Genomic DNA, 24,550 nt, shown 5'->3' with positions numbered 1-24,550 from the left:
CGGTAAAAATATCGAGATAGAGCGGTTCGGCACAGTTTTACGTACTGGCGAGTGGCCATTGGCTGGCGCATGAAGCCCGTCCCGCAAGGGACGGGGAGCAGCGCCGGGGTGCGAGCGGCTGGCCAGAAAAATTGCCAGCCGGCCTTCACTGTGGCGCCGGCACCGCCTCGCTGCGTTCACGCACCCAGAACAGCGTGGCGCCGGCCACGGCGGCGGGCATCACCAGGATGTTGACGAAGGGAATCAGCAGCGCCAGGTATACCGTGCCGCCGAAGCCCAGGCTCTGCCAGCGCTTCTCGCGCAGCCAGGCGAGCATCTCGTTCCAGCCCAGCTTGTTGTTGTCCGCCGGGTAGTCGATGTACTGCACCGCCATCATCCAGATGCCGAACAGTATCCACAGCGGTGCGGCCACCAGGTTGAGCACCGGCACGAAGGTGAGGATCAGCAGCGGGATGGCGCGTGGCAGGAAATACGCCAGCTTGCGCATCTCGCGGCCGATGGTGCGCGGCATCATGGCCATCAGCTCGGCCCAGCTGAAGGGCGGGAAGTCGTCGCGGCCGCGCAGCACCACTTCCACCTTCTCGGCGAGGAAGCCGTTGAAGGGCGCGGCGATGATGTTGGCCAGCAGGGTGAAGGTGAAGAACATGATCACCAGCACCAGCAGGAAGAACAGCGGGGTGAGCACGTAGGTGAGGAAGCTCAGCCAGTCGGGCAGGTTGGGCATCAGGCTGTCCATCCAGATACCGAACTGCTGCATGGCCAGCACGATCAGGCCGAGGAACAATAGCGTGTTGACGGCCAGCGGCAGCAGCACGAACAGGCGCAGGCCGGGGCTGAGGACCAGCTTCAGGCCTTCGCCCAGGTATTGCGGGCCGGAGAGGGCGGGATTGAGCATGACGAGCTCCGCGACAATGGAATCGCGCCGACCTTAACCACTTTGCCGGGAGGAGGAAAGCAGCCGCGGATGATACAGGCAGGCGCGGTTGCGCTCGCGCTTGGCCTCGTACATGGCGCTGTCGGCGGCCTTGACCAGGCCTTCAGGGTCGCCGGCGTGGTCCGGGTAGAGCGCGATACCGATACTCGGCGTAACAAAATCGATGACCTGTCCGTCGAGGCTGGCCGGGCTCTGCAAGATGCCGAGGACGCGCCCGGCCAGCTTGTAGGCGGCCTCCACGGTGCTACCGGGCATCAGCAGGGTGAATTCGTCACCGCCCAGGCGGTACACCCGGTCCGGCTGGCGCATGGTGCCGCGCATGCGCTCGGCGATGCTCACCAGCAGGGCATCGCCGACGTCATGGCCGAAGCGGTCGTTGACCTCCTTGAAGCGGTCCAGGTCCAGGTACAGCAGGGCCAGGTTGCTGCCGCTGCGCTGGGCCTGATCGACGGCCTGCTTGAGGTGTTCGCTGAAGGCCTTGCGGTTGCCCAGGCCGGTCAGAGGGTCGCGGTAGGCCATGTCCAGCAGCTGGTTCTGGTACGCCACCTGATCGCTGATGTCGCGCAGGATGCCGCGGTAGCCGGCGAAGTTGCCCTGGCCGTCGTGGATCAGCGAGAAGCGCGTCTCGTAGTAGCCCTGGCTGCCGTCACGCCGGCGAAAGGGGGCGGCGAAGCGGACGTTCTCGCCGCTTTCCAGGGCCTGGCCGAACAGCATGCGCGCGCGCTCCACATCCTCGCCATCGAGCACCGTCTCGAACGAGTGCTCCAGCAGCGCATCGCTGGGGTAGCCGAGCATGCTGCACAGGGCGCGGTTGACGGCGACTATCGTGCCCTTCGGCGTCAGCTCGAAGTAGCCGTCCTGGATGGCGTCGAGAATCTCGCGGTCGCGCACCTCGCTCTGTTCCAGGCGCTCGAGCATGCGGTTGACCTCCTGGGCCAGCTGGCCCAGCTCGTCGTTGCCGCGGTCGCCGATGCGCTGGTGCGCAGAGCCGGGGCCGATGGCGGCGATCTCCCGGTTCATGCGCAGCACCCGGCGCAGGATGCCGAAGTCCAGGCCAAGGTAGATCAGCACCCAGGCCACCAGGCCGACGGCGGTGGCCTCGGCGAGGAAGATGGCGATGGCCTTGTGGCCCTCCTGGTGCAGGCGGCGCTCGCGGGTCAGCTCCATCAGCAGCTGCGGCTCGCCCAGGCTGTTGCGAAACAGCAGATCCAGCTGCTGGCGTTCCTCGTCGAGCACCCGACGCGGGCTGATCTCTATCTGGTTGAGGCTGGCGCCGCCGAGCATCGGCAGGGTCCGCCAGGCGATCTTGGGGGCAGTCGGCGGTAGCAGACGCAGCGTGCCATTGACCTGGCTCTGCAGCAGCTCGGCGCGCTCGCCGTCGATGAAGTGCCCGGCCACCAGGGTGCCCACGCTCGGCAGGCTGTTCTGGTTGTTGCTGATGTCGCTCATGGCCAGCACCAGTGGCACGCCCTGGATCACCACGATCTGCCCGCGCAAGTCCGTGCGGTTCTCCGGCTGGCGCAGGTGGTGGATCTGTTGAAGGATGCTGCGGCGCAACGACTCATGGCTGCGCGGCCGCTCCGTGCCGAGGCTGAGCATGTCCGGCAGGTCCGGCGGCAGCCATTGCTCGGCTTGTACTTGATCCTGCAGGTCGAGCAGCAGCATGAAGTCGAAATTGATCTGGCGCAGCGCCTCCGGGTCCATATTGCGGCGTATGAAGTCCGGGCGCTGGCCGAGCATGAATTCGTAGGTGTCGTCCCACTTGGCGTAGCTGAGCACCAGGTCGAGGTTGCGCTTGAGATTGTTGTCGAGCAGCGCCTGCAGGCGCTTGGCCTCGGCGTTCAGCAGGGCCGCGTCCTGGCGGTCGAAGCGGCTGAGGATCAGGCTCTGCGACAGCAGGTAGGCGAAGCCCAGCGCGAGCAGCAGCAACGGGGCGAACAGCCAGAACAGACGTTTGCGCAGAGTCATGCCGGGCAGCCTGGGTGGGGGTGAACCGAGTATAGCCAAGGGAGCCAGCTCTCCCTGGCGCATAGCCTCGGCCTATTGGCCGCATTGAGAATGGGCATTTTCCCGGATGGCGCCGCCTGGGTAGCCTTGCCGGCAATTGCCCTTGTCGGGGCCGTGCCCATCTCAAGCCTTCCCCAAGCGCTGCGGGCCGGTCCCTTTTTCTTCAGGAGTTGGCCATGTCCGCTACCCGCCACGCCCGCGTGATCATTCTCGGCTCCGGCCCCGCCGGTTACAGCGCCGCCGTGTACGCGGCGCGCGCCAACCTCAAGCCGCTGCTGATCACCGGCATCCAGGCCGGTGGCCAGCTGACCACCACCACCGAGGTCGACAACTGGCCCGGCGACCCCCACGGCCTCACCGGCCCCGCGCTGATGCAGCGCATGCAGGAACACGCCGAGCGCTTCGAGACCGAGATCGTTTTCGACCATATCAACGCCGTGGACCTGGCCGGCAAGCCCTTCACCCTGGTCGGCGACAGCGCTACCTACACCGCCGACGCACTGATCATCGCCACCGGCGCCAGCGCCCGTTACCTGGGCCTGCCCTCGGAGGAGGCGTTCATGGGCCGCGGCGTATCCGCCTGCGCCACCTGCGACGGCTTCTTCTATCGCAACCGCGAGGTGGCGGTGGTCGGCGGTGGCAACACCGCCGTGGAGGAGGCGCTGTACCTGGCCAATATCGCCAGCAAGGTGACCCTGGTGCATCGTCGCGAGACCTTCCGCGCCGAGAAGATCCTGCAGGACAAGCTGCGTGCACGCATCGCCGAAGGCAAGATCGAGCTGCGCCTGAACGCCGCGGTGGACGAGGTGCTGGGCGACGCCAGCGGGGTGACCGGCGTGCGCCTGCGGCACAACGACGGGGCCAGCAGCGAGCTGCGCGTCGACGGCCTGTTCGTCGCCATCGGCCACACGCCCAACACTGGACTGTTCGAGGGCCAGCTGGCGCTGAAAGATGGCTATCTGGTGGTCAACGGCGGGCGCGACGGCAATGCCACCGCGACCAGCATCCCCGGTGTGTTCGCCGCCGGCGACGTGGCCGACTCGGTGTACCGCCAGGCCATCACCTCGGCCGGCGCCGGCTGCATGGCGGCGCTGGATGTGGAGCGTTATCTCGACTCGATCTGAGTTCTGTCTGGCCATAAAAAAGCCCCGCGCTGCGGGGCTTTTTCGTTCTCACCGGTTCACTCGCTGCTTTCACCCCGCTCATGTTCGGCAGGTGGCGCGCGCCGGAGCGATTGCTGTGGGTGGCCTGAGTGCGAAGGACTAGCCGCCCAAGAGGTCGTGGGAGTCGAGCAGGCGATAGGCGATTTCCGGGTGGCGTTCCAGGCCGCGGCGGATGGCGGCGGGGATCGCCTGGCGGGTCTTGCGGCACAGGCCTGGGAGAGGGCCGATGGTGATGGCGATGCCGCGCATGCTGCGCACCTCGTTGAGGCCGGGCGCCACTTCCACGCGGATGCCGAGCTGTTCGTACATGCGCTGCTGCATATGGCGCAAGTCGTCCAGGCTCTTCAGATTCTCCAGGCGCTCTAGCAGGCGCTGTTCCTCGTTGCGGGTCAGCAGCAGGATGCGCATGTCGCTGCCGGGGCTGTCCAGCAGCCGCTCGCGCTCGCAGTCGCAGGCGCCGGGCGGGCAGGGTTGGCGGAGCTGGGGTGGGGATGACATGGGTGTCGATCATAGCCAGCCCGCTTCGTGCTTGCCCAGTGGGCATGCCGACCTCCCGTCGCCCCTGGTGACTGGTGCGCAGGTGGCTCCGCGACACATGCGGCTTTCTCGCGCCCATGAAAAAAGCCCCGCCTGGGCGGGGCTTGGTGCATCCGAGGCGATGCGGTTACAGGCGCGGATAGTCGATGTAGCCGACCGGGCCTGGGGCGTAGAACAGCTCCGGGCGCGCTTCGTTGAGCGGGGCGTCCTTGGCCAGGCGCTCGACCAGGTCCGGGTTGGCGATGAAGGGCACGCCGAAGGCCACGGCGTCGGCCTTGCCGTCTGCCAGCCAGGCGTTGGCCTGATCCTTGGTGAAGCGCTCGTTGGCGATGACCAAGCCGCCGAACTGCTCCTTGATGAAGGGAGTCAGGCTGTCGTCGCCTTCCTTCTCGCGGGTGCAGATGAAGGCCACGCCACGCTTGCCCAGCTCGCGGGCGACGTAGCCGAAGGTTTCGCGCGGGCTGTCGTCGCCCATGTCGTGGAGGTCGCGACGCGGCGACAGGTGCACGCCGACGCGATCTGCGCCCCATACGGAGATCGCCGCGTCGGTGACTTCCAGCAGCAGGCGCGCGCGGTTCTCGATGGAGCCGCCGTACTGGTCGCTGCGCTGGTTGGTGCTGCTCTGCAGGAACTGGTCGAGCAGGTAGCCGTTGGCGCCGTGGATCTCCACGCCGTCGAAGCCGGCTGCCTTGGCGTTTTCCGCGCCGTGGCGATAGGCCTCGACGATGTCGGCGATCTCCTCGGTCTCCAGGGCGCGCGGGGTCTCGAAGCCCTTCATCGGGCGGACCAGGCTGACGTGGCCGGCCGGCGCGATGGCGCTGGGGGCGACCGGCAGCTCGCCGTTCAGGTAGATCGGGTCGGAGATGCGGCCGACGTGCCACAGCTGCAGGAAGATGCGCCCGCCGTTGGCGTGCACGGCGCGGGTGACGTTGTGCCAGCCGCGTACCTGGTCTTCCGACCAGATGCCGGGGGTGTCCGGGTAGCCCACGCCCATCGGCGTGACCGAGGTGGCCTCGCTGAGGATCAGGCCGGCCGAGGCGCGCTGCACGTAGTACTCGGCCATCAGCGCGTTGGGCACGCGGCCCTCGTCGGCGCGGCAGCGGGTCAGCGGGGCCATGATGATGCGGTTGGGCAGCTCCAGGCTGCCGAGCTTGATGGGGTCGAACAGGGTAGTCATGGTGCAGCCTCCAGTGGTTCAGTCGAGCAGGGCTTCGGCAGGGCTTGCGCTGCTGCCGAAGGAGAAAGTGAGCAGGGCGGCGACCAGCGCCAGGGCGGCCAGCACGGCGGCGGCCAGCGGTACGCTGGTCAGCCCGAGGCCCTGGCTGATGACCAGGCCGCCGACCCAGGCGCCCAGGGCGTTGCCCAGGTTGAAGGCGCCGATATTGAGGGTGGCCACCAGGTTGGGTGCGGCCTGGCCGAAGTTCATCACGTTGACCTGCAGGGCCGGCACGGCGGCGAAGGCGGCCATGGCCCAGAGCAGCAGGTTGATCTCCAGCGGAATCAGCAGCGGGCTGGTCCAGCGCACCAGGGTGGAGAACAGGGCCAGGGTCAGCAGAATGGCGGCCAGGGCCTTGGCCAGGTTCCAGTCGGCCAGGCGGCCGCCGATCAGGTTGCCGAGGGTCAGGCCCACGCCGATCAGCAGCAGGGTCCAGGTGATGCCGCGCGGCGACACGCCGGTGACCTCGCCGAGCAGCGGCGCGATATAGGTGAACAGGGCGAACACGGCGGCGGAGAACAGCACGGTGGTGGACAGCGCCAGCCACAGCCCGGCGCCGCGCATGGCTTTCAGTTCGCCACGCAGGTCGGTCGGTTCCTGTTCGCGATTGTTCGGCAGCACGCGCCACAGGCCGATAAAGGCAACGATGCCGATGGCGGTCACGGCCCAGAAGGTCGAGCGCCAGCCGGCATATTGGCCGAGCGCGGTACCCAGCGGCACGCCGAGTACGTTGGCCAGGGTCAGGCCGGTGAACATCAGGGCCACGGCCGAGGCCTTGCGGTTCTCCGGTACCAGGCTGGCGGCGACCACCGAGCCGATGCCGAAGAAGGCGCCGTGGCAGAGGGCGGTGACCACCCGTGCGATCATCAGCAGCTCGTAGTCGGCGGCGGTGGCGCACAGCAGGTTGCCCAGCACGAAGATGCCCATCAGCGCCAGCAGGGCCAGCTTGCGCGGCCAGTTGGCGGTGACCAGGGCCATGAACGGCGCGCCTAGCGCCACGCCGAGGGCATAGCCGGTGACCAGCCAGCCGGCACCGGGAATGGACACGCCGAGGTCGGTGGCCACCTCGGGCAGCAGGCCCATGATGACGAATTCCGTGGTGCCGATGGCAAACGCGGACAGAGCGAGGACGAGAAGCGGTAACGGCATGGGGCCGGCTCCTGGAAATTCGGTTGGAAGAGGTGGCCTGCTGCGGGCAGGCATCCGCTCAGAGCTGGGCGTCGAGGTCCTTGAGGAAGGCCTGGATGACCTCCTCGTTACGCTTGAAGAAACTCCATTGGCCGACCTTGCGACAGGTCACCAGACCGGCACGCTGCAAAGTCGCCAGGTGCACCGACACGCTCGACTGGGACAGGCCGCAACGCTCGAACTTGCCGGCGCAGACGCCGAGCTCCAGCGGGTGGTCCTGGTCGGCGAAATGCTTCTCCGGCTCCTTGAGCCATTGCAGGATCTCGCGGCGGACCGGATGGGCCAGGGCCTTGATGATTTCGTCGATGTCGATCGGGCTGCTCATGCTGGTACTGTCGTATATCGGGTTGAGGCGAACTCTATATCGGGTTGGTCCGATATGGGGATCGTTTGTGCCGATACTGACTATCAGTGCAGCTGATGGGATGAGGTGGAGCCATCAATGGATGGCTCCTTTTCGGTGCTGCGCGTCAGTCCTCCAGCGCTTCGAACTCGTCCTTTACCCGGATGGCGCAGTCCGGGCAGGCGAAGTCTTCCGGCAGTTCTTCCCAGGGCGTACCCGGCGGGTAGCCGTGGTGCGGCTCGCCCTTGGCCTCATCGTAGCGATAGCCGCACTCCGGGCAGCGATAGCGGCTCATGTCGGCTGCTCGCCGAGGCCGTAGCGGCGCATCAGGCGTTCGCGCTGGCCGGGCTGGAAATTGATCCGCGCCGCGTCGCCATGCACGGCGGTGATCAGCCGTGGATTCATCACCTGGAACCATAGTGGCGGTACGTAGGCCACCAGGTACATGCCGAAGTAGCCGCTGGGCAGGCGCGGCAGATCGGGGAAGTTGCGCAGCGACTGGTAGCGCCGGGTCGGGTGGGCGTGGTGATCGGAATGCCGTTGCAAGTGGAACAGCGCCCAGTTGGAGAACAGGTGGTTGCTGTTCCACGAATGATGCGGCTGGCAGATCTCGTAGCGGCCGCTGTCCAGCTTGCGGCGCAGCAGGCCGTAGTGTTCCAGGTAGTTGGCCGAGGTCAGCTGGAAGGCGCCCCACACGGCGGTCAGCAGCAGGTACGGCAGGATGGTGAGGCCGAAGGCCAGGGTCAGCCCGCCATACAGCACCAGGCTGGCCAGTGCCGGTTGCAGCACCTCGTTGTCCAGGCTCCAGGTGCGCTTGCCACAGCGCGCCAGGCGCTCCTTCTCCAGCTGCCAGGCGCGACGGAAGCCGCCGGGCATCTCGCGCAGGACGAAGCGGTAGATCGATTCGCCCATGCGCGACGAGGCGGGGTCCACCGGGGTGGCCACGTCGCGGTGGTGACCACGGTTGTGCTCGATGTAGAAGTGCCCGTAGCAGGCCACGGCCAGCGCCAGCTTGCCCAGCCAACGCTCCAGCGTGCTTTTCTTGTGGCCCATCTCGTGGCCGAGGTTGATGGCGAAGCCGAGGCCGCCGCCGGTGCTGATGATCATCGCCAGCACGCCATGCCAGGCCAGCGGCTGGGTGGCGACGAAGGCGGTGGTGGCGATGAAGGCCGCCCACAGCACCGGCACCAGCAGGTAGGTGATCCAGCGGTAATAAGGGTCGGCCTCCAGCGCCGGTACCTCGGGTTCGGGCGGGTTGCTCGGGTCCTCGCCGATCAGCGCATCGAGCAGCGGCACGCCGAAGTAGAAGAACGCCGGCGGCAGCCAGAGCCAGGCGTCGTGCGGCGATACCAGCAGGTACAGGGCGGGGCCGATCAGTCCCAGACAGGGCACGAGCAGCGACAGCAGCCACAGTGGGCGTTTGCGATCACGGTAGGGCAGGGTGGCGGGCATTGTTGTTCTCTCCACGGTTCTTCGACCTGGGTCCAGCATGCGCTGGCGCGGCCAGTGGCATAACCGTTGAGCTGGGCAGAAAATCGTCATATGGTGACAGCTCGCTCCGCGCGTGGACCGCCGCCATGGACCCGAATCTCGCCCCGCTGCAACCCTGCCTGCACCCCATCTACGCCCGCCTGTTGTGCGCGGCGTTGCGCCAGCGCGGCTTCGGCGAGGCCGAGATCCTGCACGGCACCGGGCTGGACTGGGCGAACCTGCACCGCGACAACCGCCCGCTCAACTTCGCCCAGGTGCAGCGCCTGATCCGTCGCGGCATCCAGCTCACCGACTGTCCCTGGCTGGGCCTGGAAGTCGGCTGCGCCATGCCGGTGTCGGCCCACGGTCCGGTGGGCTACGCCGCCGCCCTGTGCCCGGACCTGCGCGGCGTGCTGGCGGTGCTGGAGCGCTTCAGCGTGCTGCGCCTGTCCAGCCTGCGCCTCGGTGGCGAGATCGAAGGCGAGCGTTACCGCATCTGCGTCGAGGAGCTGTTCGACCTGGGCAACGTGCGCGAGCACATTTTCACCAGCCTGGCCGGCGTCTGCCTGCGCCTGCTGGAGGCGGTGTGCGGCGTGCTGCCGGACGACTGCCTGGCGTTCGCCTTTCCCTTCGCCGAGCCACCCTGGTCGGCGCGCTATCGCGAGCTGCTCGGCCCCGGCGTCAGCTTCGGTGCCGAGCGCTTCAGCGTCAGCCTGCCGCTGGAGTGGCTGGATCGCCCCAGCCTGAGCGCCGACCCCCAGGCCGCGCGCATCGCCCTGCGTGATTGCGAGCACCAGCTGCAGGGCGCCAGCCCCGGCGGCGACTGGACCAGCCGGGTGCAGCTGCGCCTGGTGGCCTGCGAGGGCAGCTACCCGACGCTGGAGCAGCTGGCGGACGAATTCCACCTCTCCGAGCGCACCTTGATCCGCCGCCTGCGCGACGAAGGCGTGCACTACCAGCAACTGCTCGACGAGGTGCGCCAGGAGCTGGCCTGCTGGCTGCTGCAGAGCACGTCGCTGAGCGTGGAGGCGGTGGCCGAGCGCCTGGGTTATCGCGATACCAGCAACTTCAGCCGCACCTTCCGCCGCTGGCTGGGCATGACGCCGAATGCCTGGCGCAAGGGGGCGGCGTGAACTACCTGGCTCACCTGCACCTGGGCGGCGACGCGCCGGAACAGCTGCTCGGCAGCCTGTACGGCGACTTCGTCAAGGGGCCGCTGGCGGGGCGCTTTCCGGCCGAGATCGAGGCGGCCATCCAGCTGCACCGGCGCATCGACGCCTTCACCGATCGCCACCCGCTGATCGAACAGGCGCGCTCGCGCTTTCCCGCCGAGCGGCGGCGCACTTCAGGGATTCTGCTCGACCTGTTCTTCGACCACTGCCTGGCCCGTGACTGGGCCGAGTTCGCCAGCGAGCCGCTGGCGCAGTTCACCGACCGTGTCTACCGGGTGCTGGCCGCCCAGCCCGAGTTGCCCGAGCGCCTGGCCTATATCGCGCCGCGCATGGCGGCGCAGGACTGGCTGGGCAGCTACAGGGATTTCGCCGTGCTGGAGCAGGTGCTATTGGGCATGAGCCGACGGCTGTCACGGCCGCAGATGCTGGATGGTGCCATGGGCGAACTGGAGCGCTTGTACGAGCCGCTCAGCGCGGACTTCCGTGAGTTCTATCCGCAGTTGCAGGTGTTTGCCGGACGCTGAGGTGGGCTGCCGCTGCGCGGCGAGGCCACCCTACGGGGACTTTGTAGGGTGTACTCGCCACAGACAGTACACCAAGTGCTATCAGGCCGCCTGCGACTGTTCCTGCGGCTCGCCAAACAAGGCCACCTGCACTGCCCGTTGCGCCAGGCGCGCCAGCACGTTGCGCTCCTGGCCGGTGCTGGCGATGGGCGTGAGCAGCTGGATCTCCACCTTGGCGCGATCCGCGGCGAACAGGCGCAGCAGGTGCGAGGGCAGGTCGTCGTCGCCGATAAAGGGCGCGACCAGGTCGGTCTCGCCATTGCGCAGGTAACGGATCGCCACCGGCTGCAGCGGCGTGCCGGTGTCGATGGCGCTGGTCAGCAGGCGACCGTGGAAAGTGCGTACCTGCAGGCCGTCGGTGGTGGTGCCCTCGGGGAATATCAGCAGCTGGCGCCCGGCGCTCAGGTGGCGATGCAGCTGGCGGGCGAGCAGGGCGCTGTCCCCGGAACCACGGCGGATAAACAGGGTACCGGCCTTGTGCGCCAGCCAGCCGGCCAGCGGCCAGGTTCGCACCTCGGCCTTGGACAGGAAGGACAGGGGCAGCAGCTGGCCGAGCAGCGGGATATCGGTCCACGACACATGGTTGCTCAACCACAGGTGCGGGCCCTGCGGCAGCTCGCCCCGCACCTCGACCTCGAACGGCAGGGCGGCGCTCAGGCGACGCATCAACCAGGCGGTGAGGTGCTGGCGCAGGCCCATCAGGTCACCGCGGCGCACCCGCTCGGCCAGGGCGACGCCGCTGGCCAGCAGCATGCCGAGCAGCAGCACGGCGGCCAGACGGATGAGACGCAGGTAAAGGCGAAGTTTGATCATCGTGACACTCGGGCAGCGTGAGAGCGGAGGGGTTGCCCCCCCACGCTCGGCGGCTAGACGGCAGCTTTGAAGTGACGGGCATAGCGCGGGCACAGTTCGTCGCGCTTGAGCAGGATGAACACGTCGGCCACCTGGAAGTCCTGGTCCCAGCACGGCTCGCCGCACACCTTGGCGCCCAGGCGCATGTAGGCCTTGAGCAGCGGTGGCATCTCGGCGATGACGTTGCCCGGCAGGTCCATGGCCGGCAGCGGGTTGCGCGGTTCGGCGCGCAGGTGTTCGGTGCACAGGTGGCGTTCGCGCAGGCGCTGCATGATCGCCTGGGCCTGGATGCCGCCGTCCTGCATGGGGATGCTGGCGCAGCCCATCAGGTAGCGGTAGCCGCCCTCGTTGAGCACTTCGGCCAGTTCGCTCCACAGCACGGCGATGGTGCCGCCGTTGCGGTAGGCCGGGTCGACGCAGGTGCGGCCGATCTCCAGTACCGGGCCTTCGAGGTGGGCCAGGCCGTGCAGGCTGAACTCTTCCTCGCTGTAGAAGCGCCCCAGGCTGGCGGCGGCGCGATGGTCGAGCAGGCGCGTGGTGGCGACCAGGCGGCCGCTGCTCAGATCGCGCACGCCGATATGCTGGCAGTGCGGGTCGTAGTCATCCATGTCCAGGCCCAGCTCGGCGCCTTTCAGCTTGGCATCGAACTCGCGGCTGAACACGGCGTAGCGCAGGGTCTGGGCTTCGCGCAGCGCATCCGGGCCGATCAGACGTTCGGCGTGCAGGCGGCGTTCGGCAGTTCGGGCGATCTGGGTCATCGATTAGCCTCCGTGAGCCAGCCTGCGATGGGTTGCGGCCGGTCGATGTTGTTGGGCAAGCTCAGGCTAGGAAGACCCGGTGTCACCTCCATGAAGATTCGGTGATGCTTGTGTGACAGACGACGAGGATTTATGTGATGCCCTGGCAACCCCTGCTGGAAACCCGTGACCGCCTGAGCGCGAGCAACCTGGACGACTGGTACGCCGCGCTGCTGGAGCGCGCCGGCGACACCACTCCCTTCGCCCTGGCCGTCCTCGGCGGGCGCCTGGCGGCCACGCCCGGCCTGGCCTTTCTCGCCGGCTACCAGGGCGCGCTGCGTGCGCTGTGGCCGGCGGCGCCGCTGAGCCTGGGCGCGCTGTGCGTGACCGAGAACAGAAGCACCCGCCCGGCGGACCTGCAGACTCGTCTGAGCGGCCTGCACCTGTCGGGGCGCAAGGACTTCGTCACCGCCGCCGATGCCGCCGACTGGCTGCTGGTGGCGGCGCGGGTGGAAGAGGAGGGCGCGCCGCGCCTGGCCGTCGGCGTGGTGCGCAGTGGCGCGCCGGGTGTGCGGATCGAGCCGCTGCCGGCGCTGCCGCTTATGCCGGATATCGGCCACGCCCGCCTGCACCTGGACAACAGCCTGTGCGAACTGCTGCCCGGCGATGGCTGGGACAGTTACGTGAAACCCTTCCGCAGCATCGAGGACCTGCACGTGCTGGCCGCCCTGAGCGCCTGGCTGTATGGCGTCGGTCGCGACAGCGGGTGGCCGCAGGAGCTGCCCCTGCGCCTGCTGGCGCTGCTCAGCGGCTGCGCCGAAGTGGCGCGGCACAACCCCAGCGATCCGCTCACCCATGTTCTGCTGGCCGGGCAGTTCGCCCAGTTCAAGACCCTGCGTCCGGAGCTGGACGCCGCCATGGCTGCCGGCCCCCAGGAATGGGCGGCGCTGTGGGCGCGTGACTGCAATCTGCTGGAAGTGGCGCGCACGGCCCGCGAGAAGCGCCTGGAGAAGGCCTGGGCGGTGTTCGTCTAGGGCATTCCCTGGCGTTATGGCGGGCATGCACCTCTGATATTGGCGGCGCGGAAGCGTGCTCTTTAGAGTCGAGCGGCTTCGACGCGTCCGTCTATACCAACAAGAGCAGAACGAGTCCTTTCATGCCCAGCTTCCGCCTTAGCGCCCTCGCCCTGGCGCTCATCCTTTCGCCGGCCTATGCCGAACAGGCCACGCCGGCCAAACCTGCCAGCGAGATCACCCGCGAGCGCAACCAGGCCTGGCTGCAGCGTCTGCCGTTCAGTGACCGCGCCGACTTCGACAATGCCCGCCGCGGGCTGATCGAGCCGTTCGGCGGCGTGGTCGAGAATGCCGAGGGCCAGCCGGTGTGGAACCGCATGGCCTACAACTTCCTCGACGGCAACGACGCCCCGGCCAGTGTCAACCCGAGCCTGTGGCGTATCGCCCAGCTGAACAACATCGCCGGCCTGTTCGAGGTGCGCGAGCGGGTGTACCAAATCCGCGGCATGGACCTGTCGAACATGACCATCATCGAGGGCGACAGCGGCCTGATCCTGATCGATCCGCTGATCAGCACCGAGACCGCCCGGGCCGGCCTCGAGCTGTACTACAAGCATCGTCCACGCAAGCCGGTGCTGGCGGTGATCTACAGCCATTCGCATGTCGACCACTTCGGCGGTGTGCGTGGGGTGATCGACGAGGCCGACGTCAAGGCCGGCAAGGTCCAGGTCATCGCTCCCGAGGGCTTCTACGAACACGCGGTCAGCGAGAACGTGCTGGCCGGCCCGGCGATGATGCGCCGCGCCCAATACATGTACGGCTCGCTGCTGCCGCGCGACGAGCGCGGCCAGGTCGACGCCGGCCTCGGCAAGGGCACGCCGAGCAACGCCACGGTGACCCTGATCGCGCCGAACGTGCTGATCGCCCAGCCGGTGGAGACGCGCAGCATCGATGGCGTGGAGATCGAGTTCCAGCTCACTCCCGGCACCGAGGCGCCGGCCGAGATGAACATGTACTTCCCGCAGTTCAAGACCCTGTGCATGGCCGAGAACGCCACCCACACCCAGCACAACGTGCTGACCCTGCGCGGCGCCCTGGTACGCGACTCCAAGGTCTGGGCGCACTACCTGGACGACGCCCTGATGCGCTACGGCGACAAGGCCGAGGTGCTGTTCGCCCAGCACCATTGGCCGACCTGGGGTGGCAATGAGATCCGCGACTATCTGGCTGACCAGCGTGACATGTACGCCTTCCTCGACAGCCAGACGCTGCGCCTGATCAACCAGGGTCTGACCCCGACCGAAATCGCCGCCCAGCTGCAGTCGCTGCCGCCGCGCCTGGCCGGCAAGTGGTACAGCCGTGACTACTACGGCTCGCTGAGCCACAACGTGCGCGCCGTGTACCAGCGCTACATGGGCTTCTACGACGGCAACCCGGCCAACCTCGACCCGCTGCCGCCTGAGGATGCCGGGCGCCGTTACGTGGCGGCCATGGGCGGCGCCGACGCAGTACTGCAGAATGCGCGCCAGGCCTTCGCCGCCGGCGACTACCGCTGGGCAGCGCAGCTGCTCAATCACTTGGTGTTCGCCGAGCCGGACAACGCGTCGGCGCGCGAGCTGCAGGCCGACACCCTGGAGCAGCTCGGCTACCAGAGCGAGAACGCCACCTGGCGCAACGTCTACCTGAGCGGTGCCCTGGAGCTGCGCCAGGGCGTGGCCGAGGCGCGTGCACGCAACGGCGCGCCGGACATGATCCGGGCCCTGACCCCGAGCATGTTCTTCGACTATCTGGCGGTGCGCATCGACGCGATGAAGGCGGCCGACGAGGATCTGTTGATCAACTGGCGCTTCAGCGACCTCGACGAGGATTACGCACTGACCCTGCGCAACGGCGTGCTGACCCAGCGCAAGGGCGCGCGCCACGCCCAGGCCGACGTCGACCTGAGCATGACCAAGGCGCTGCTCGACCGCATCGCGCTGAAGGAAACCGGCTTCCTGAAGGAAGCCACCATCGGTGGTATCGAGTTCGAGAGCGGTCGGCTCAAGCTGCTCAAGCTGCTCGGCGGCCTCGACGAGCCGAACCCGCAGTTCAACCTCGTCACCCCCTGAGACCTGCTGGGAAAAAAACGCCCCGCACGACAGTCGTCGTGCGGGGCGTTGTTCATTGCGCGAGCTGAATGGCCGGCGGCAACCAGCGCCGTTCGAGCACCTCGGGCTGCGGCCAATACAGGCGCAGGAACAGGTTGAAGCGGCCATCCGGCGCTGGCAGCCAGTTGCGGCGCTGGTCGGCAGCGGCCGGCTGATCCTTCTGGATGTACAGGTCCAGCGAGCCGTCGGCGTTGTAGTGCAGGTCGTCACGGTCACCCAGGGCATAGCGGTTCAGCGGGTTGGCCGAGAGGAATTGCGCGGCGTTGTACAGCGTCAGCGACCAGAACGCCCGCGCCGGCGGCAGCTGATCCTTGGCGAAGTGCAGCACGTAGCGGTTCTCGCCGCTCAGCGGGCGGCCCTGCGCGTCGCTGTGCAGGTTCGGGTAGATGGCATCCTCGGGGCTGTTGGCGCCGAGGCCGAGCTTGGCCACCAGCGCGCGCTGCTGGTAACGGGTGCCGTATTCGCCGAGTTCATAGCCGATGCGCCAGCCGTTGAAGGTGGGGCGCTTGTCGAGTAGTTGCTGGCTGTCGTCGAGCTGGGCGACCACCTTGCGGTAGCCGAGCGCGCTGCCCAGTCGCTGCAGCGGCGACTGTTGCGGCTGGCAGTCGTCGGTGAGCAGGCCGGTGGCGCGGATGCGCTCGAGCATCGGCGCATCCTCGGCGCGCGGTGGGTTGTCGGCCAGCAGCTGGCAGAAGGTGCGGAAGAAGGTCTCGCGGTCCCACACGGCCAGCTGGCGGTCGGGGCCCTGGCTGCGCTCCAGCGGTGGCAGCTCGACCATCGTCGCCGGGGCTGCGGCAGCCGCCTGTCCCTGCCAGGCGCTCAGCGGCATCAGCTTGAAGCGCTGCTGCAGCGCATGCACCTCGGCGTAGTCCCGCGGCCCGGCGCTCTTGATGCGGCCGATCATCCAGGCCATCTGCGTGGGTATGCGGATCGGCTGCATGCCGGCCGGTACCTCGCCCTGCCAGGTCGGGCCGACAACCAGGAAGTCCTTTGCGCCGGTGCCGATGGTGCGGGTGCCGGGGCTGCTCACCACGTTGGTCCAGGCATCCATGATCGGCATCATGTAGTAGTGCCCGCTGGTGTCGGGGATGCTCATCACCACCGGCTCACGGCGCAGGTCGAAGTGGACGATGCTGTAGAGGGTGTCGACGTTCGGCGACACCACGCTGTTGAAACTGGCGTCGGGGAAGCGCCGGCTGTGGCGAAAGCCGTTGATGGCCGTGGTGCCGAGCAGCTGCTGGTGCTGCTTGGTCAGCTCCATCAGTACCAGCGGGTAGCCGAACAGGTAGGCCTGGGCGGTCTCCCGCGCCTGCTGCAGCACGCTGTAGGTGGCCAGGCCGCCGGCCAGCAGCACGATGCCGGCGAGGCCCAGGGCCCGGCGGCTTTTCTTACCGATGTGCATGGCTGTGCGCTCCCGTCGGGTGGGGAAAAGGCAAGGCGCGGGCGTGCCGCTCCAATGGCGTGATCATGCTTGGGTTCTCCGTGTGCCGGGTGCTCTGGTCCGGCAGGCAAGGTCAGAAGTGAAGAGTGGAGACGGCCTTGAGCATCGCCAGCAGGGCCATTGCCAGCAGCGCCAGGCTGGTGCCGAGCACGGTGCGCAGGCGCGCGCGGCCGCATTCGTCGCGCAGCATCGCCAGGCTGCGCTGGTAGCGCCGGCCCTGGCGCAGCCAGAGGATGCCGGCCGTGGCGAGGGCGATCAGCACCAGCGGCGGGTCCTGCCCGCGCAGGGCCAGGCAGGCGATCACCAGCAGCGAGATCTGCGTGCGGCGCCAGGCCAGTTCGGTACGCTCGGCCTGCAGCCCGGCGTCGACCGGCCTGTCAGCCATGCCAGCGCGGCCAGAACAGGCCGGCCAGCACCAGCGCGGCCAGGCAGCAGCCGAGTGCCAGCAGTGGCACCAGCACCGGCAGGGGCAGGGCGCGGCGGTGGCGCAGCGCACGTTCCACCGCCAGCCAGCGCAGGCCGGCCCCGACGCTGACCAGGATGCTCAGTGACAGCAGGCTGAGGGTGATGATCAGGCGCAGCTGTGGCCCGAATGCCTCGCCGGCGAATGTCTCGACGGCGATGCCGCCGCCGAGCAGGGCCAGGGCCGTGCGCACCCAGGCCAGGAAGGTGCGCTCGTTGGCCAGGGTGAAGCGCGGGTCCGGCTCCTCGCCGCCCAGCAGGGACTGCGAGAGTGGCTTGCGTGGCGGCGGGGTTGCGGGAGTGCTCATGACTGACCGTCGGTGGTTGGGTTCAGCGCAGGCCCTTGCTGCGCAAGGCGCCCGGCGAGTAGTCGGAGACGCTGGCGCGGTAGCTGAAATCGAACGGCTGGCGCTGTTCGTTGGTCAGCCCGGAGGCGATGTAGCGGCCGTTGTTGAGGTCGTAGGTGATTTCCATGGCGTTGACCGCGGCGTTGCCGGTGGGGTGGTAGAAGCTGTGAGCCTCGCCGACCCGCCACAGTTCACCACGGCTGTCGTAGTGGTCGGCCTCGACGATGGCCCAGGTGTCCTCGTCGATGAAGTAATGGCGCTTGCTGTAGATGTGGCGCATGCCCGGCTTCAGCGTGGCGACCACTTCCCAGACCCGGTGCAGTTCGTAGCGGGTGGCGTCGGGGCGGACATGGCCGGGCTGGATCAGCGTCTCGTAGCTCAGCTCGGGCGAGGCCAGGCGGTAACTGTTGTAGGGCACGTAGAGGGTCTTCTTGCCCACCAGCTGCCAGTCATAGCGGTCCGGCGCGCCGTTGAACATGTCGCGGCTGTCGGCGGTGCGCAGGCCGGCGGTGGTCGGGCCGGCAGTGTCGTAGGCGATGCTCGGGGCGCGCCGTACGCGGCGTTGGCCGGCGCTATACAGCCAGGACAGGCGCGGCTCGGCCACCTGGTCGAGGGTCTCGTGCACCAACACCACTTCACCCACCATGCGTGATGGCGCGGTGATCTTGTGGCTGTAGAAGTAGAGGATGTTGCGCCCCTCGTCCGTCGCCAGTCCTTGCACCGCGTCGCGGCGAGTGAAGTACTGCTGGGTAGTCATGATGCTGTAACTGCCGTCCTTCTGCGGCGCGGCGCTGTCGTTGGTCAGGCTGGAGCTGGCGTTGCGGTTGCGTGTCAGGTGGTTCCACAGCACTTCCAGACCATTCTTGGGAATGGGGAAGGCGACCACGCCGGCGAAACCCTCCAGGCCATTGCCGTCGTTGATCAGACGAGCGCCTGTGGCGTTGCGCGCGGCCGACTCGGCCACCGCGTCCGTCACCGCGACCGTGCGGTGGCTCGGATACACCGGCAGGCGCAGGCTGTCCGGGAAGCGCTGCAGCAGGGCGATCTGCCCCGGGCTCAGCTGGTCGCGGTACTGCTCGAAGTTGCTCGCATCGATGCTGAACAGCGGCTGTTCATCCTTGAACGGGTCGAGCGGCGTGCCGTTGGCGGCGAACTGCAGCTGGGTCTTCAGGCCGCCGTCCCAGGCGGGGATCTTGCCGTCGGCACTGGCGCCGCGTTCGGCGCCGACTGGGGTCAGGCTGGTCTGCAGCTGTGCGGCTTCCTCGGCCGCTACGGCCGCCAGGGCGTTGCCGGCCAGCAGAAGGGCGCAGCACAGTGCGCCGCCGCGTATGAGGCGATGAGTCTGATTCATGGGTGGGCTCCGCTTAGAAGTTGACGCCGAGGCTGATCGACACGTAGTCGCGGTCGCCGCGGGTGCCGTAGTCGCCGTCGATGAAGTCGGTGAACGCCAGGCTGGCGTTGTAGGTGTTGTTCAGCGAGGCATCGAGGCCGACGCTGATGGCCTTGGAACCCTCGCTGAAGGCCGAGCCCTCGCCCGGACCGTTGCCGTCCACGTCGTGCTGCCAGGACAGGTTGGGGCGCAGGTCGATGCCGGCCACGGCGTTCGGGTAGCTCAGGCTGGCGCGCAGGCGGTAGCCCCAGGAGAAGCGGGTGAGGAAGCCATCGTCGTTGCAGTATTCCGGCGTGCGCGAGATCGCCGCGCAGTTGCCGCCCGCCAGCACGCCGTTGCCATAGGTGCCGTTGCGTCCATAACGCGCGCCGTAAGTGCCTTCCAGGCCGCCGACCCAGGTGCCCGCGGCCTCGCCCACGAGCATCAACTGATCGGCGCCGAGTACCTGGGCGAACGAGTGGGTCGCGGTGACCTGGGCCTGGGTGACTTCCTTGCGCAGGTAGCCGTTGAACAGGGTGTTCGCCGCCGGCGAGCGGATGCCTTCGGCGACCAATGGCGAACGGTTCGGATCATTGAGCAGCGACTGGATGACGTCGGTGCCGTTGAGCTGGATCGGCATGTTCGGCCGATAGCTGATCTCGCCCTGCAGCGCGGTGCCGGTATCCAGGTTGGTGGAGAACGACAGGCCGTACAGGCGGATGTCTTCGGGGTACTGCGCGACGTACCGCGAGGTGCCCAGGCGCAGGGCATTGTCGAGGGCGTTACCGAATACCGTGCTGTTGTAGTACGGGCTGCTGATGGTGCCCATGTAGGGCAGGCGGCTGTGGTAATTGGCCACATAGGCGCCGAACTCGGTGTCCAGGTCGGCGGCGAACCAGCGCAGCGACAGGCCCCACTGGCCGCTGTTGCGGGCGTCCTGGTCCTTGGCCCGGGGAATGCGGATGCCTTCGTCGGTGAGGTTGACGCCATAGGGCGTCAGCGCCGCCACTGCCGCCGGCACGCCGGTCAGCACGCTGCCCACGTCCAGGCCATCACAGCCATCGGCGAGGAAGTCGTTGCTGGAGAAGAAGGTGCCGCAGTTGTCGAGCTGGGTCTGCTCCCAGTCGAGTTGGTAGAAGAAGTCGGTGGACAGGGCTTCGGTGAGGTTCTGCGAGACGTAGAACATGTTCACCGGCACCAGGCCTTCCTTCACCTCCGAGCCCGGCCGGCGCAGCGCCGACAGATTGAACGGATTGACCACGTTGAGGCCACCCTGGATGAAGGTACTCTCGCCCCAGTTCACCACCTGCTTGCCGAGGCGTGCCGAGCCCGGTTGTTCGGCGAGGGCGTAGTTGTAGTAGACGAAGGCGTCGAGCAACTCGGTGCCGGCAGACTTTGCCGAGCGCTTGCGGTTGTTGTCCTCGACGTTCTTGAAGCGCTGGTCCTGGTCGCGCAGCACGTAGTCGTACCAGTAGCTGCCGCGCAGGAACAGGCCCATGTCGCCATGGCGCAGCTCTAGGTCATGGTTGCCCTTGAATAGGCCGGAGAAGGCGTCACCGGAGCGGAAGTTGCGCCGGCCGTCGTCACCCGTGGCGCTGTTCAGCTGCTTCGGGTCGGGATTGGCGGTAGAGATGCTGGTGCCGATGGACAGTGCGGAATCCAGTTGTCCCTCGATCTCTCCGAGCTGGAAATCGACCGCCTGGACGCTGCCGATCATGCAACTCAGGGGCAGCAGAAGATAGGGCGGTTTAAATAAGCCGTGCAGTTTGAATCGCATCACTCATTGTCCTCTTTGTTGTCGAGTGAGAATTGGAATTCACGCGCAGAGAACAACAAGTTGCGAAACACACAGGCAATGAAAGCCGCGTCCCGCCTGGGGCGAGACAATATTCTTCGGCAGAATGGCAGTTCTTGCGGAGCGGGCTTTTATTGGCGCTACTTATTGTTCTGCACTGTAACGTCGAGTGGCGGATACTCCCTTCGCTTTAGTGTTTCGGGGATACTAGGGAGCCTCGAAAAGCCCCACAAATAGTGTCTTCGGATAGATGCCATAACGCTTTGGCATGGCCATAGAGAGAACCGCATGACCCTCAAGCAGCTCCGTTATCTGATCGCCATCGCCGAGGCCGGCAGCTTCTCCGCCGCCGCGCGGCGGGCCTATATCGCCCAGCCGGCACTGAGCCGGCAGATCGGCCTGCTGGAGAGCGAGCTGGAGATGCAGTTGCTGGAGCGCCAGCACGACGGCGTGGCCCTCACCGACGCCGGCCGGCGCCTGTACGAGGTGGCGCGGTCGGTGGTGCAGAAGCTCGATTCGGTGAAGGATGAGCTGGCCTCGACCCGTGGCGACCCCAAGGGCCATGTGTCGATCTCGATCCCGGCCACCGCCTCGGCGCTGCTGCTGCCGGCGATCATCGCGCGAGCCGCGGAGAAGTTTCCCAGCATCACCCTGACCATCTGCGACGGTCTGACTCGCGAGGGTGGCCAGGCCATCGAGCTGGGCAAGGTCGATTTCGGTGTGGTGCCGAATGCCGAGGAGCTCGAGCATGTCGCTGCCGAGCCGATCTTCATCGAGGACCTGTATTGGGTCGGGATGGGCAGCCAGGGTCTGCACGGCGACCCGATCACCCTGGCCGAGGCTGGTGCCACAAGGTTGGTGATGGCGCCGCGGGCGCTGCACCTGCGCCGGCGCATCGAGCAGGCGGCGATGGAGGCGGGGGTGGTGCTCAACGTCGCCTACGAGCAACAATCCGCGCCGGGTATCGCCAGCCTGGTGCGCAGCGGCCTGGCGGCGACCATCAGCAACTGGCCGCCGCTAGCCGACCTGTTCGAGCCGACCGAGGCGCGGCAGATCGTCGAGCCGCGCATCACTCGCACCGTGTCCATCGCCTACTCGGTGCACAAGCCGCTGTCGTTCGCCGCCTCATGCATGCGTGACCTGGTGCGCGGCCTGCTGGTGGAGGCGGTGCGCGACGGCCGCTGGCGCGGCAGTCTGATCGAGCGCAGCGCCGATGATCAGGCTCAGGCCCGCGAGCAGGCGCCCGACATCTCTTCCTGAGCCAGGCGCTCGCGCGAGCGCTGCGGGTTCATCGTCACCAGGCCGATCAGGCCTGCCACGATCATCACACCACCGCAGACGAAGAAGCCCTGGGCATAGCCTTGCGGGTGCCCGGCCCCCGCGCCGTGCACCAGCAGGCCGGTGACCACCGGCGCCGACAGTCCGGCCAGCGAGGCCACGGCGTTGCCGATGGCGAGGATGCCGCCGCGCTGGCTGCTCGGGGTGAATTCGGCGAGCATCGCCGGCCCCACCGAATACATCACCAGGGCCAGGCCGCCGCTCAGGGTCAGGGCGATGATCCGCGTAGTCACCGATAGCTCGGTGAGCATCAGCGCCGAGGAGAACAGCCCGCCGGCGATCAGGCACAGCGAGACGAAGGCGCCGCGCGCCAGGCGCGACGACACGCCACGACGCATCAAGCGCTGCGACAGCCAAGCCATCAGCAGGCTCAGCGGCGTGGTGACGACGACGAACATGACGAACATGTGCCCGGTCTTCAGTGGGTCGATGCCGAGGCCGATCTCCAGATAGCTGGGCACCCAGGTCAGGGTCAGTGCCAGCGACCAGTTGGCGGCGAAGTGGCAGGCGTAGTTGCCGAGCACGCTGCTGTCGCTCAGCAGGCGGCGGTAGGGCACGCGCGGCTCGTTCTGCGCGGCGTTGGGTTGGCCGCGGCGCAGGGTGTCGAGGGTGCCTTCGCGGCCGAGCAACAGCCACAGCCCGCACCAGACCAGGCCGATCACCGCGAGCACGGCGAAGTTGGTGCGCCAGCCGTAGTTCAGACTGATCCACGGGATCATCGCGCCGGCCACCAGCAGACCCATGGCGCTTCCGGAATGCAGCAGGGCCACCGGCAGGCTGCGGCGGTCATCGGGGAACCACTTGTACAGGGCGTGGGTGGCGACCGGCGAGGCCGGACCCTCGCCGATGCCGAGCAGCACGCGGCAGGCGACGATCATCCACAGCGAGTTGGCGAACAGCATCGGCAGCTGGATCAGCGCCCAGAACAGGCCCATGCCGAGTAGCAGGCTGCGGGTCGGCCGACGGTTGGCGAGGAAGCCACCGACCACCGCCGATATCGCGAACAGCCAGTGCAGGGCGCCGCCGATCAGGCCGAACTCGGTCGGGCTGAGGTTCAGTTCCTGAGTCATCGGCACGCCGACCAGGCCGATCACCACCTTGTCGAGGAAGTTGACCAGCATCATGAAGGCCAGCAGGAAGGCGATCGTCCAGGCCTGGCGCGGACGGAAGGCAGAGTCTTGTACGGACATGGGAATTCTCTTTTGTTGTTGTGGGGCCGGCCGACTTCCCTGGCGGCGGCCCTGCTAGCGGTGCGGCAGCACCCGCCTGGTGGCGGGGCTGCGGGTGGCACTCAGCTCGGCAGCAGAATGCCCTTGGCGATGGTGTTGCGCTGAATCTCGCTGGTACCGGTCAGGATGCGCATCATCCGCGTCGCACGGAAGAACCATTCGACCGGATGGCCCTTGATCAGACCGGCGCCGCCGTGGATCTGCACCGCCTTGTCGGCGATACGGAAGGCGGTTTCCGAGGCATACAGCTTGCACATCGGTGCCTGCACCTTGATATCGCCGCCGGCGTCGTTGTTCGCCGCGGTGGCGTACATCATGCTGCGCGCGGCATACAGCTCGGTGGCCATGTCGGCGAGCATATGGTTGATCGACTGGAACATGGCGATCGGCTGGCCGAACTGCTTGCGGGTACGGGCGTAGTCCAGCGACAGGTTCAGCGCCAGGCCGGCCATGCCGAGCATGGTCGGGCAGTGCAGCAGGCGGTTGAGGGTGATGCGCCCCATCGCCAGCCTGAAGCCCTGGCCTTCCTCGCCGATGCGGTTGGCCACCGGCACGCGCACGTCCTCGAGGAGGATATTGCCGTGGGCGCCGCCGCCGGACATCACCGAGTAGTCGCTGTCGACGCTGACACCTTCGGCATGCAGGTCGACGAAGAACGCCGAGATGCCCTGCGGACCGCGCCCCCGCGTGGTCACCGCGAGCAGCACGGCGATGTCGGCATAGGGCGCGCCGGAGATGTAGCGTTTGGCGCCGCGCAGCACGTAGTGGTCACCCTCCAGGCGCGCCTCGGTGCCGAGCGCGGTGGCGTCGGAGCCGGCCTCGGCCTCGGTGAGGGCGAAGCACACGGCCTTCTCGGCGCGGCAGATCGGTTGCAGGATGGTTTCGATCTGATGCTCGTTGGCGACCTTGAACAGGTGCCCGACGCGCGGCGGGCCGGACAGCTCGCCGAGGATGTGCGGGGCCAGCGGCGAGCCGGTGAGCACCGCGGCCTCCTTCAGCGCACACAGCTCGGTGACGCTCAGCCCGGCGCCGCCCAGGGCTTCGGGCAGCATGGCGTTGTAGAAGCCCAGCTCGCAGGAGCGGCGCCAGATATCGCGCAGCAGCGGCTTGGCGACCGGCTCGCCCCAGCGGATGCCTTCGCGCTCCACCAGCGGGGCGAGTTCGTCGCGGGCGAAGGCGTTGATGCCTTCGATCAGGTGGGCGGCTTTTTCACTTGGCTTGATCATC

Annotated in this window: 23 protein-coding genes; 6 read left to right on the top strand and 17 right to left on the bottom strand. The window is 67.6% G+C overall.

Features of this window, described 5'->3' with window-relative positions; genetic code table 11:
* Nucleotides 1-145 precede the first annotated feature (145 nt).
* Together cysZ and OH686_RS06100 are read right to left on the bottom strand one after the other, a co-directional pair.
* Nucleotides 146-895, bottom strand: coding sequence for a sulfate transporter CysZ (gene cysZ / locus OH686_RS06105; protein ID WP_289536857.1), 750 nt, complete (start codon nucleotides 893-895; stop codon nucleotides 146-148).
* 33 nt (nucleotides 896-928) lie between these two features.
* Nucleotides 929-2,902, bottom strand: coding sequence for a sensor domain-containing diguanylate cyclase (locus OH686_RS06100; protein WP_289536856.1), 1,974 nt, complete (start codon nucleotides 2,900-2,902; stop codon nucleotides 929-931).
* 215 nt (nucleotides 2,903-3,117) lie between these two features.
* On the opposite strand from OH686_RS06100, the gene trxB reads away from it, so the two are divergent.
* A complete protein-coding gene (trxB, locus tag OH686_RS06095) occupies nucleotides 3,118-4,065 on the top strand; it encodes a thioredoxin-disulfide reductase (RefSeq protein ID WP_289536855.1) in 948 nt (315 codons plus the stop codon).
* 138 nt (nucleotides 4,066-4,203) lie between these two features.
* On the opposite strand, the gene OH686_RS06090 is transcribed toward trxB, so the two are convergent.
* The 6 genes from OH686_RS06090 to OH686_RS06065 all read right to left on the bottom strand — a co-directional run bounded on the left by OH686_RS06090 (nucleotide 4,204) and on the right by OH686_RS06065 (nucleotide 8,840).
* On the bottom strand, nucleotides 4,204-4,602 hold the full coding sequence (locus tag OH686_RS06090; RefSeq protein WP_289536854.1) for a hypothetical protein: 399 nt from the start codon (nucleotides 4,600-4,602) through the stop codon (nucleotides 4,204-4,206).
* A 166-nt stretch (nucleotides 4,603-4,768) separates the two neighbouring features.
* Entirely contained in the window at nucleotides 4,769-5,818 is a 1,050-nt protein-coding gene (locus OH686_RS06085) for an alkene reductase (RefSeq protein WP_289536853.1), read from the bottom strand.
* Nucleotides 5,819-5,836: 18 nt separating this feature from the next.
* Nucleotides 5,837-7,006 carry an MFS transporter gene (locus tag OH686_RS06080; RefSeq protein ID WP_289536851.1) on the bottom strand — a complete coding sequence of 390 codons (1,170 nt, stop codon included), beginning with the start codon at nucleotides 7,004-7,006 and terminating at the stop codon, nucleotides 5,837-5,839.
* Nucleotides 7,007-7,064: 58 nt separating this feature from the next.
* Nucleotides 7,065-7,370 carry an ArsR/SmtB family transcription factor gene (locus tag OH686_RS06075; RefSeq protein WP_137974387.1) on the bottom strand — a complete coding sequence of 102 codons (306 nt, stop codon included), beginning with the start codon at nucleotides 7,368-7,370 and terminating at the stop codon, nucleotides 7,065-7,067.
* A 145-nt stretch (nucleotides 7,371-7,515) separates the two neighbouring features.
* Nucleotides 7,516-7,683, bottom strand: a complete 168-nt coding sequence (locus tag OH686_RS06070) for a rubredoxin (RefSeq protein ID WP_289536849.1) — start codon at nucleotides 7,681-7,683, stop codon at nucleotides 7,516-7,518.
* Nucleotides 7,680-8,840 carry an alkane 1-monooxygenase gene (locus tag OH686_RS06065; protein WP_289536847.1) on the bottom strand — a complete coding sequence of 387 codons (1,161 nt, stop codon included), beginning with the start codon at nucleotides 8,838-8,840 and terminating at the stop codon, nucleotides 7,680-7,682. The genes OH686_RS06070 and OH686_RS06065 overlap by 4 nt, the downstream gene beginning before the upstream one ends.
* Nucleotides 8,841-8,965: 125 nt before the next feature.
* On the opposite strand from OH686_RS06065, the gene OH686_RS06060 reads away from it, so the two are divergent.
* Both OH686_RS06060 and OH686_RS06055 read left to right on the top strand, forming a co-directional pair.
* The gene (locus OH686_RS06060; protein ID WP_289536845.1) at nucleotides 8,966-9,991 is read left to right on the top strand and encodes an AraC family transcriptional regulator; all 1,026 of its coding nucleotides are present in this window, start codon (nucleotides 8,966-8,968) and stop codon (nucleotides 9,989-9,991) included.
* On the top strand, nucleotides 9,988-10,554 hold the full coding sequence (locus OH686_RS06055; RefSeq protein ID WP_289536844.1) for an acyl carrier protein phosphodiesterase: 567 nt from the start codon (nucleotides 9,988-9,990) through the stop codon (nucleotides 10,552-10,554). The genes OH686_RS06060 and OH686_RS06055 overlap by 4 nt, the downstream gene beginning before the upstream one ends.
* 81 nt (nucleotides 10,555-10,635) lie before the next feature.
* Here the strand turns inward: OH686_RS06055 and OH686_RS06050 are convergent, their stop codons facing one another.
* Entirely contained in the window at nucleotides 10,636-11,406 is a 771-nt protein-coding gene (locus OH686_RS06050; RefSeq protein WP_289536842.1) for a lysophospholipid acyltransferase family protein, read from the bottom strand.
* Between the two features lie 53 nt (nucleotides 11,407-11,459).
* Nucleotides 11,460-12,203, bottom strand: a complete 744-nt coding sequence (gene olsB, locus OH686_RS06045; protein ID WP_289536841.1) for an L-ornithine N(alpha)-acyltransferase — start codon at nucleotides 12,201-12,203, stop codon at nucleotides 11,460-11,462.
* 137 nt (nucleotides 12,204-12,340) lie between these two features.
* Here olsB and OH686_RS06040 point away from each other — a divergent pair, with 137 nt between their 5' ends.
* Together OH686_RS06040 and OH686_RS06035 are read left to right on the top strand one after the other, a co-directional pair.
* Complete coding sequence (locus OH686_RS06040) at nucleotides 12,341-13,216, top strand: acyl-CoA dehydrogenase family protein (protein ID WP_289536840.1); 876 nt, start codon at nucleotides 12,341-12,343, stop codon at nucleotides 13,214-13,216.
* A 122-nt stretch (nucleotides 13,217-13,338) separates the two neighbouring features.
* Nucleotides 13,339-15,303: an alkyl/aryl-sulfatase gene (locus tag OH686_RS06035; RefSeq protein WP_289536838.1), complete on the top strand. Its 1,965-nt coding sequence runs from the start codon at nucleotides 13,339-13,341 to the stop codon at nucleotides 15,301-15,303.
* 52 nt (nucleotides 15,304-15,355) lie between these two features.
* Here the strand turns inward: OH686_RS06035 and OH686_RS06030 are convergent, their stop codons facing one another.
* The 5 genes from OH686_RS06030 to OH686_RS06010 form a co-directional block, all read right to left on the bottom strand.
* Complete coding sequence (locus OH686_RS06030; RefSeq protein ID WP_289536837.1) at nucleotides 15,356-16,744, bottom strand: DUF1254 domain-containing protein; 1,389 nt, start codon at nucleotides 16,742-16,744, stop codon at nucleotides 15,356-15,358.
* Between the two features lie 112 nt (nucleotides 16,745-16,856).
* Nucleotides 16,857-17,168: a DUF202 domain-containing protein gene (locus tag OH686_RS06025; protein WP_137974396.1), complete on the bottom strand. Its 312-nt coding sequence runs from the start codon at nucleotides 17,166-17,168 to the stop codon at nucleotides 16,857-16,859.
* Complete coding sequence (locus OH686_RS06020; protein ID WP_289536836.1) at nucleotides 17,161-17,553, bottom strand: YidH family protein; 393 nt, start codon at nucleotides 17,551-17,553, stop codon at nucleotides 17,161-17,163. The genes OH686_RS06025 and OH686_RS06020 overlap by 8 nt, the downstream gene beginning before the upstream one ends.
* A gap of 22 nt (nucleotides 17,554-17,575) precedes the next feature.
* A complete protein-coding gene (locus OH686_RS06015; RefSeq protein ID WP_289536834.1) occupies nucleotides 17,576-18,943 on the bottom strand; it encodes a DUF1329 domain-containing protein in 1,368 nt (455 codons plus the stop codon).
* A gap of 13 nt (nucleotides 18,944-18,956) precedes the next feature.
* Nucleotides 18,957-20,678 carry a DUF1302 domain-containing protein gene (locus tag OH686_RS06010; protein ID WP_289536832.1) on the bottom strand — a complete coding sequence of 574 codons (1,722 nt, stop codon included), beginning with the start codon at nucleotides 20,676-20,678 and terminating at the stop codon, nucleotides 18,957-18,959.
* 366 nt (nucleotides 20,679-21,044) lie between these two features.
* Here OH686_RS06010 and OH686_RS06005 point away from each other — a divergent pair, with 366 nt between their 5' ends.
* On the top strand, nucleotides 21,045-22,016 hold the full coding sequence (locus tag OH686_RS06005; RefSeq protein ID WP_289536830.1) for a LysR family transcriptional regulator: 972 nt from the start codon (nucleotides 21,045-21,047) through the stop codon (nucleotides 22,014-22,016).
* Here the strand turns inward: OH686_RS06005 and OH686_RS06000 are convergent.
* Nucleotides 21,980-23,284: an MFS transporter gene (locus OH686_RS06000; RefSeq protein WP_289536828.1), complete on the bottom strand. Its 1,305-nt coding sequence runs from the start codon at nucleotides 23,282-23,284 to the stop codon at nucleotides 21,980-21,982. The genes OH686_RS06005 and OH686_RS06000 overlap by 37 nt on opposite strands.
* Nucleotides 23,285-23,385: 101 nt before the next feature.
* On the bottom strand, nucleotides 23,386-24,549 hold the full coding sequence (locus tag OH686_RS05995; RefSeq protein ID WP_289536827.1) for an acyl-CoA dehydrogenase family protein: 1,164 nt from the start codon (nucleotides 24,547-24,549) through the stop codon (nucleotides 23,386-23,388).
* Nucleotide 24,550 lies beyond the last annotated feature (1 nt).

Source organism: Pseudomonas sp. SO81, assembly GCF_030374125.1.
Lineage (GTDB): Bacteria > Pseudomonadota > Gammaproteobacteria > Pseudomonadales > Pseudomonadaceae > Aquipseudomonas.
The sequence above is the reverse complement of the archived record's forward strand: the minus strand, read 5'-3'. Positions and strand labels throughout refer to the sequence as shown.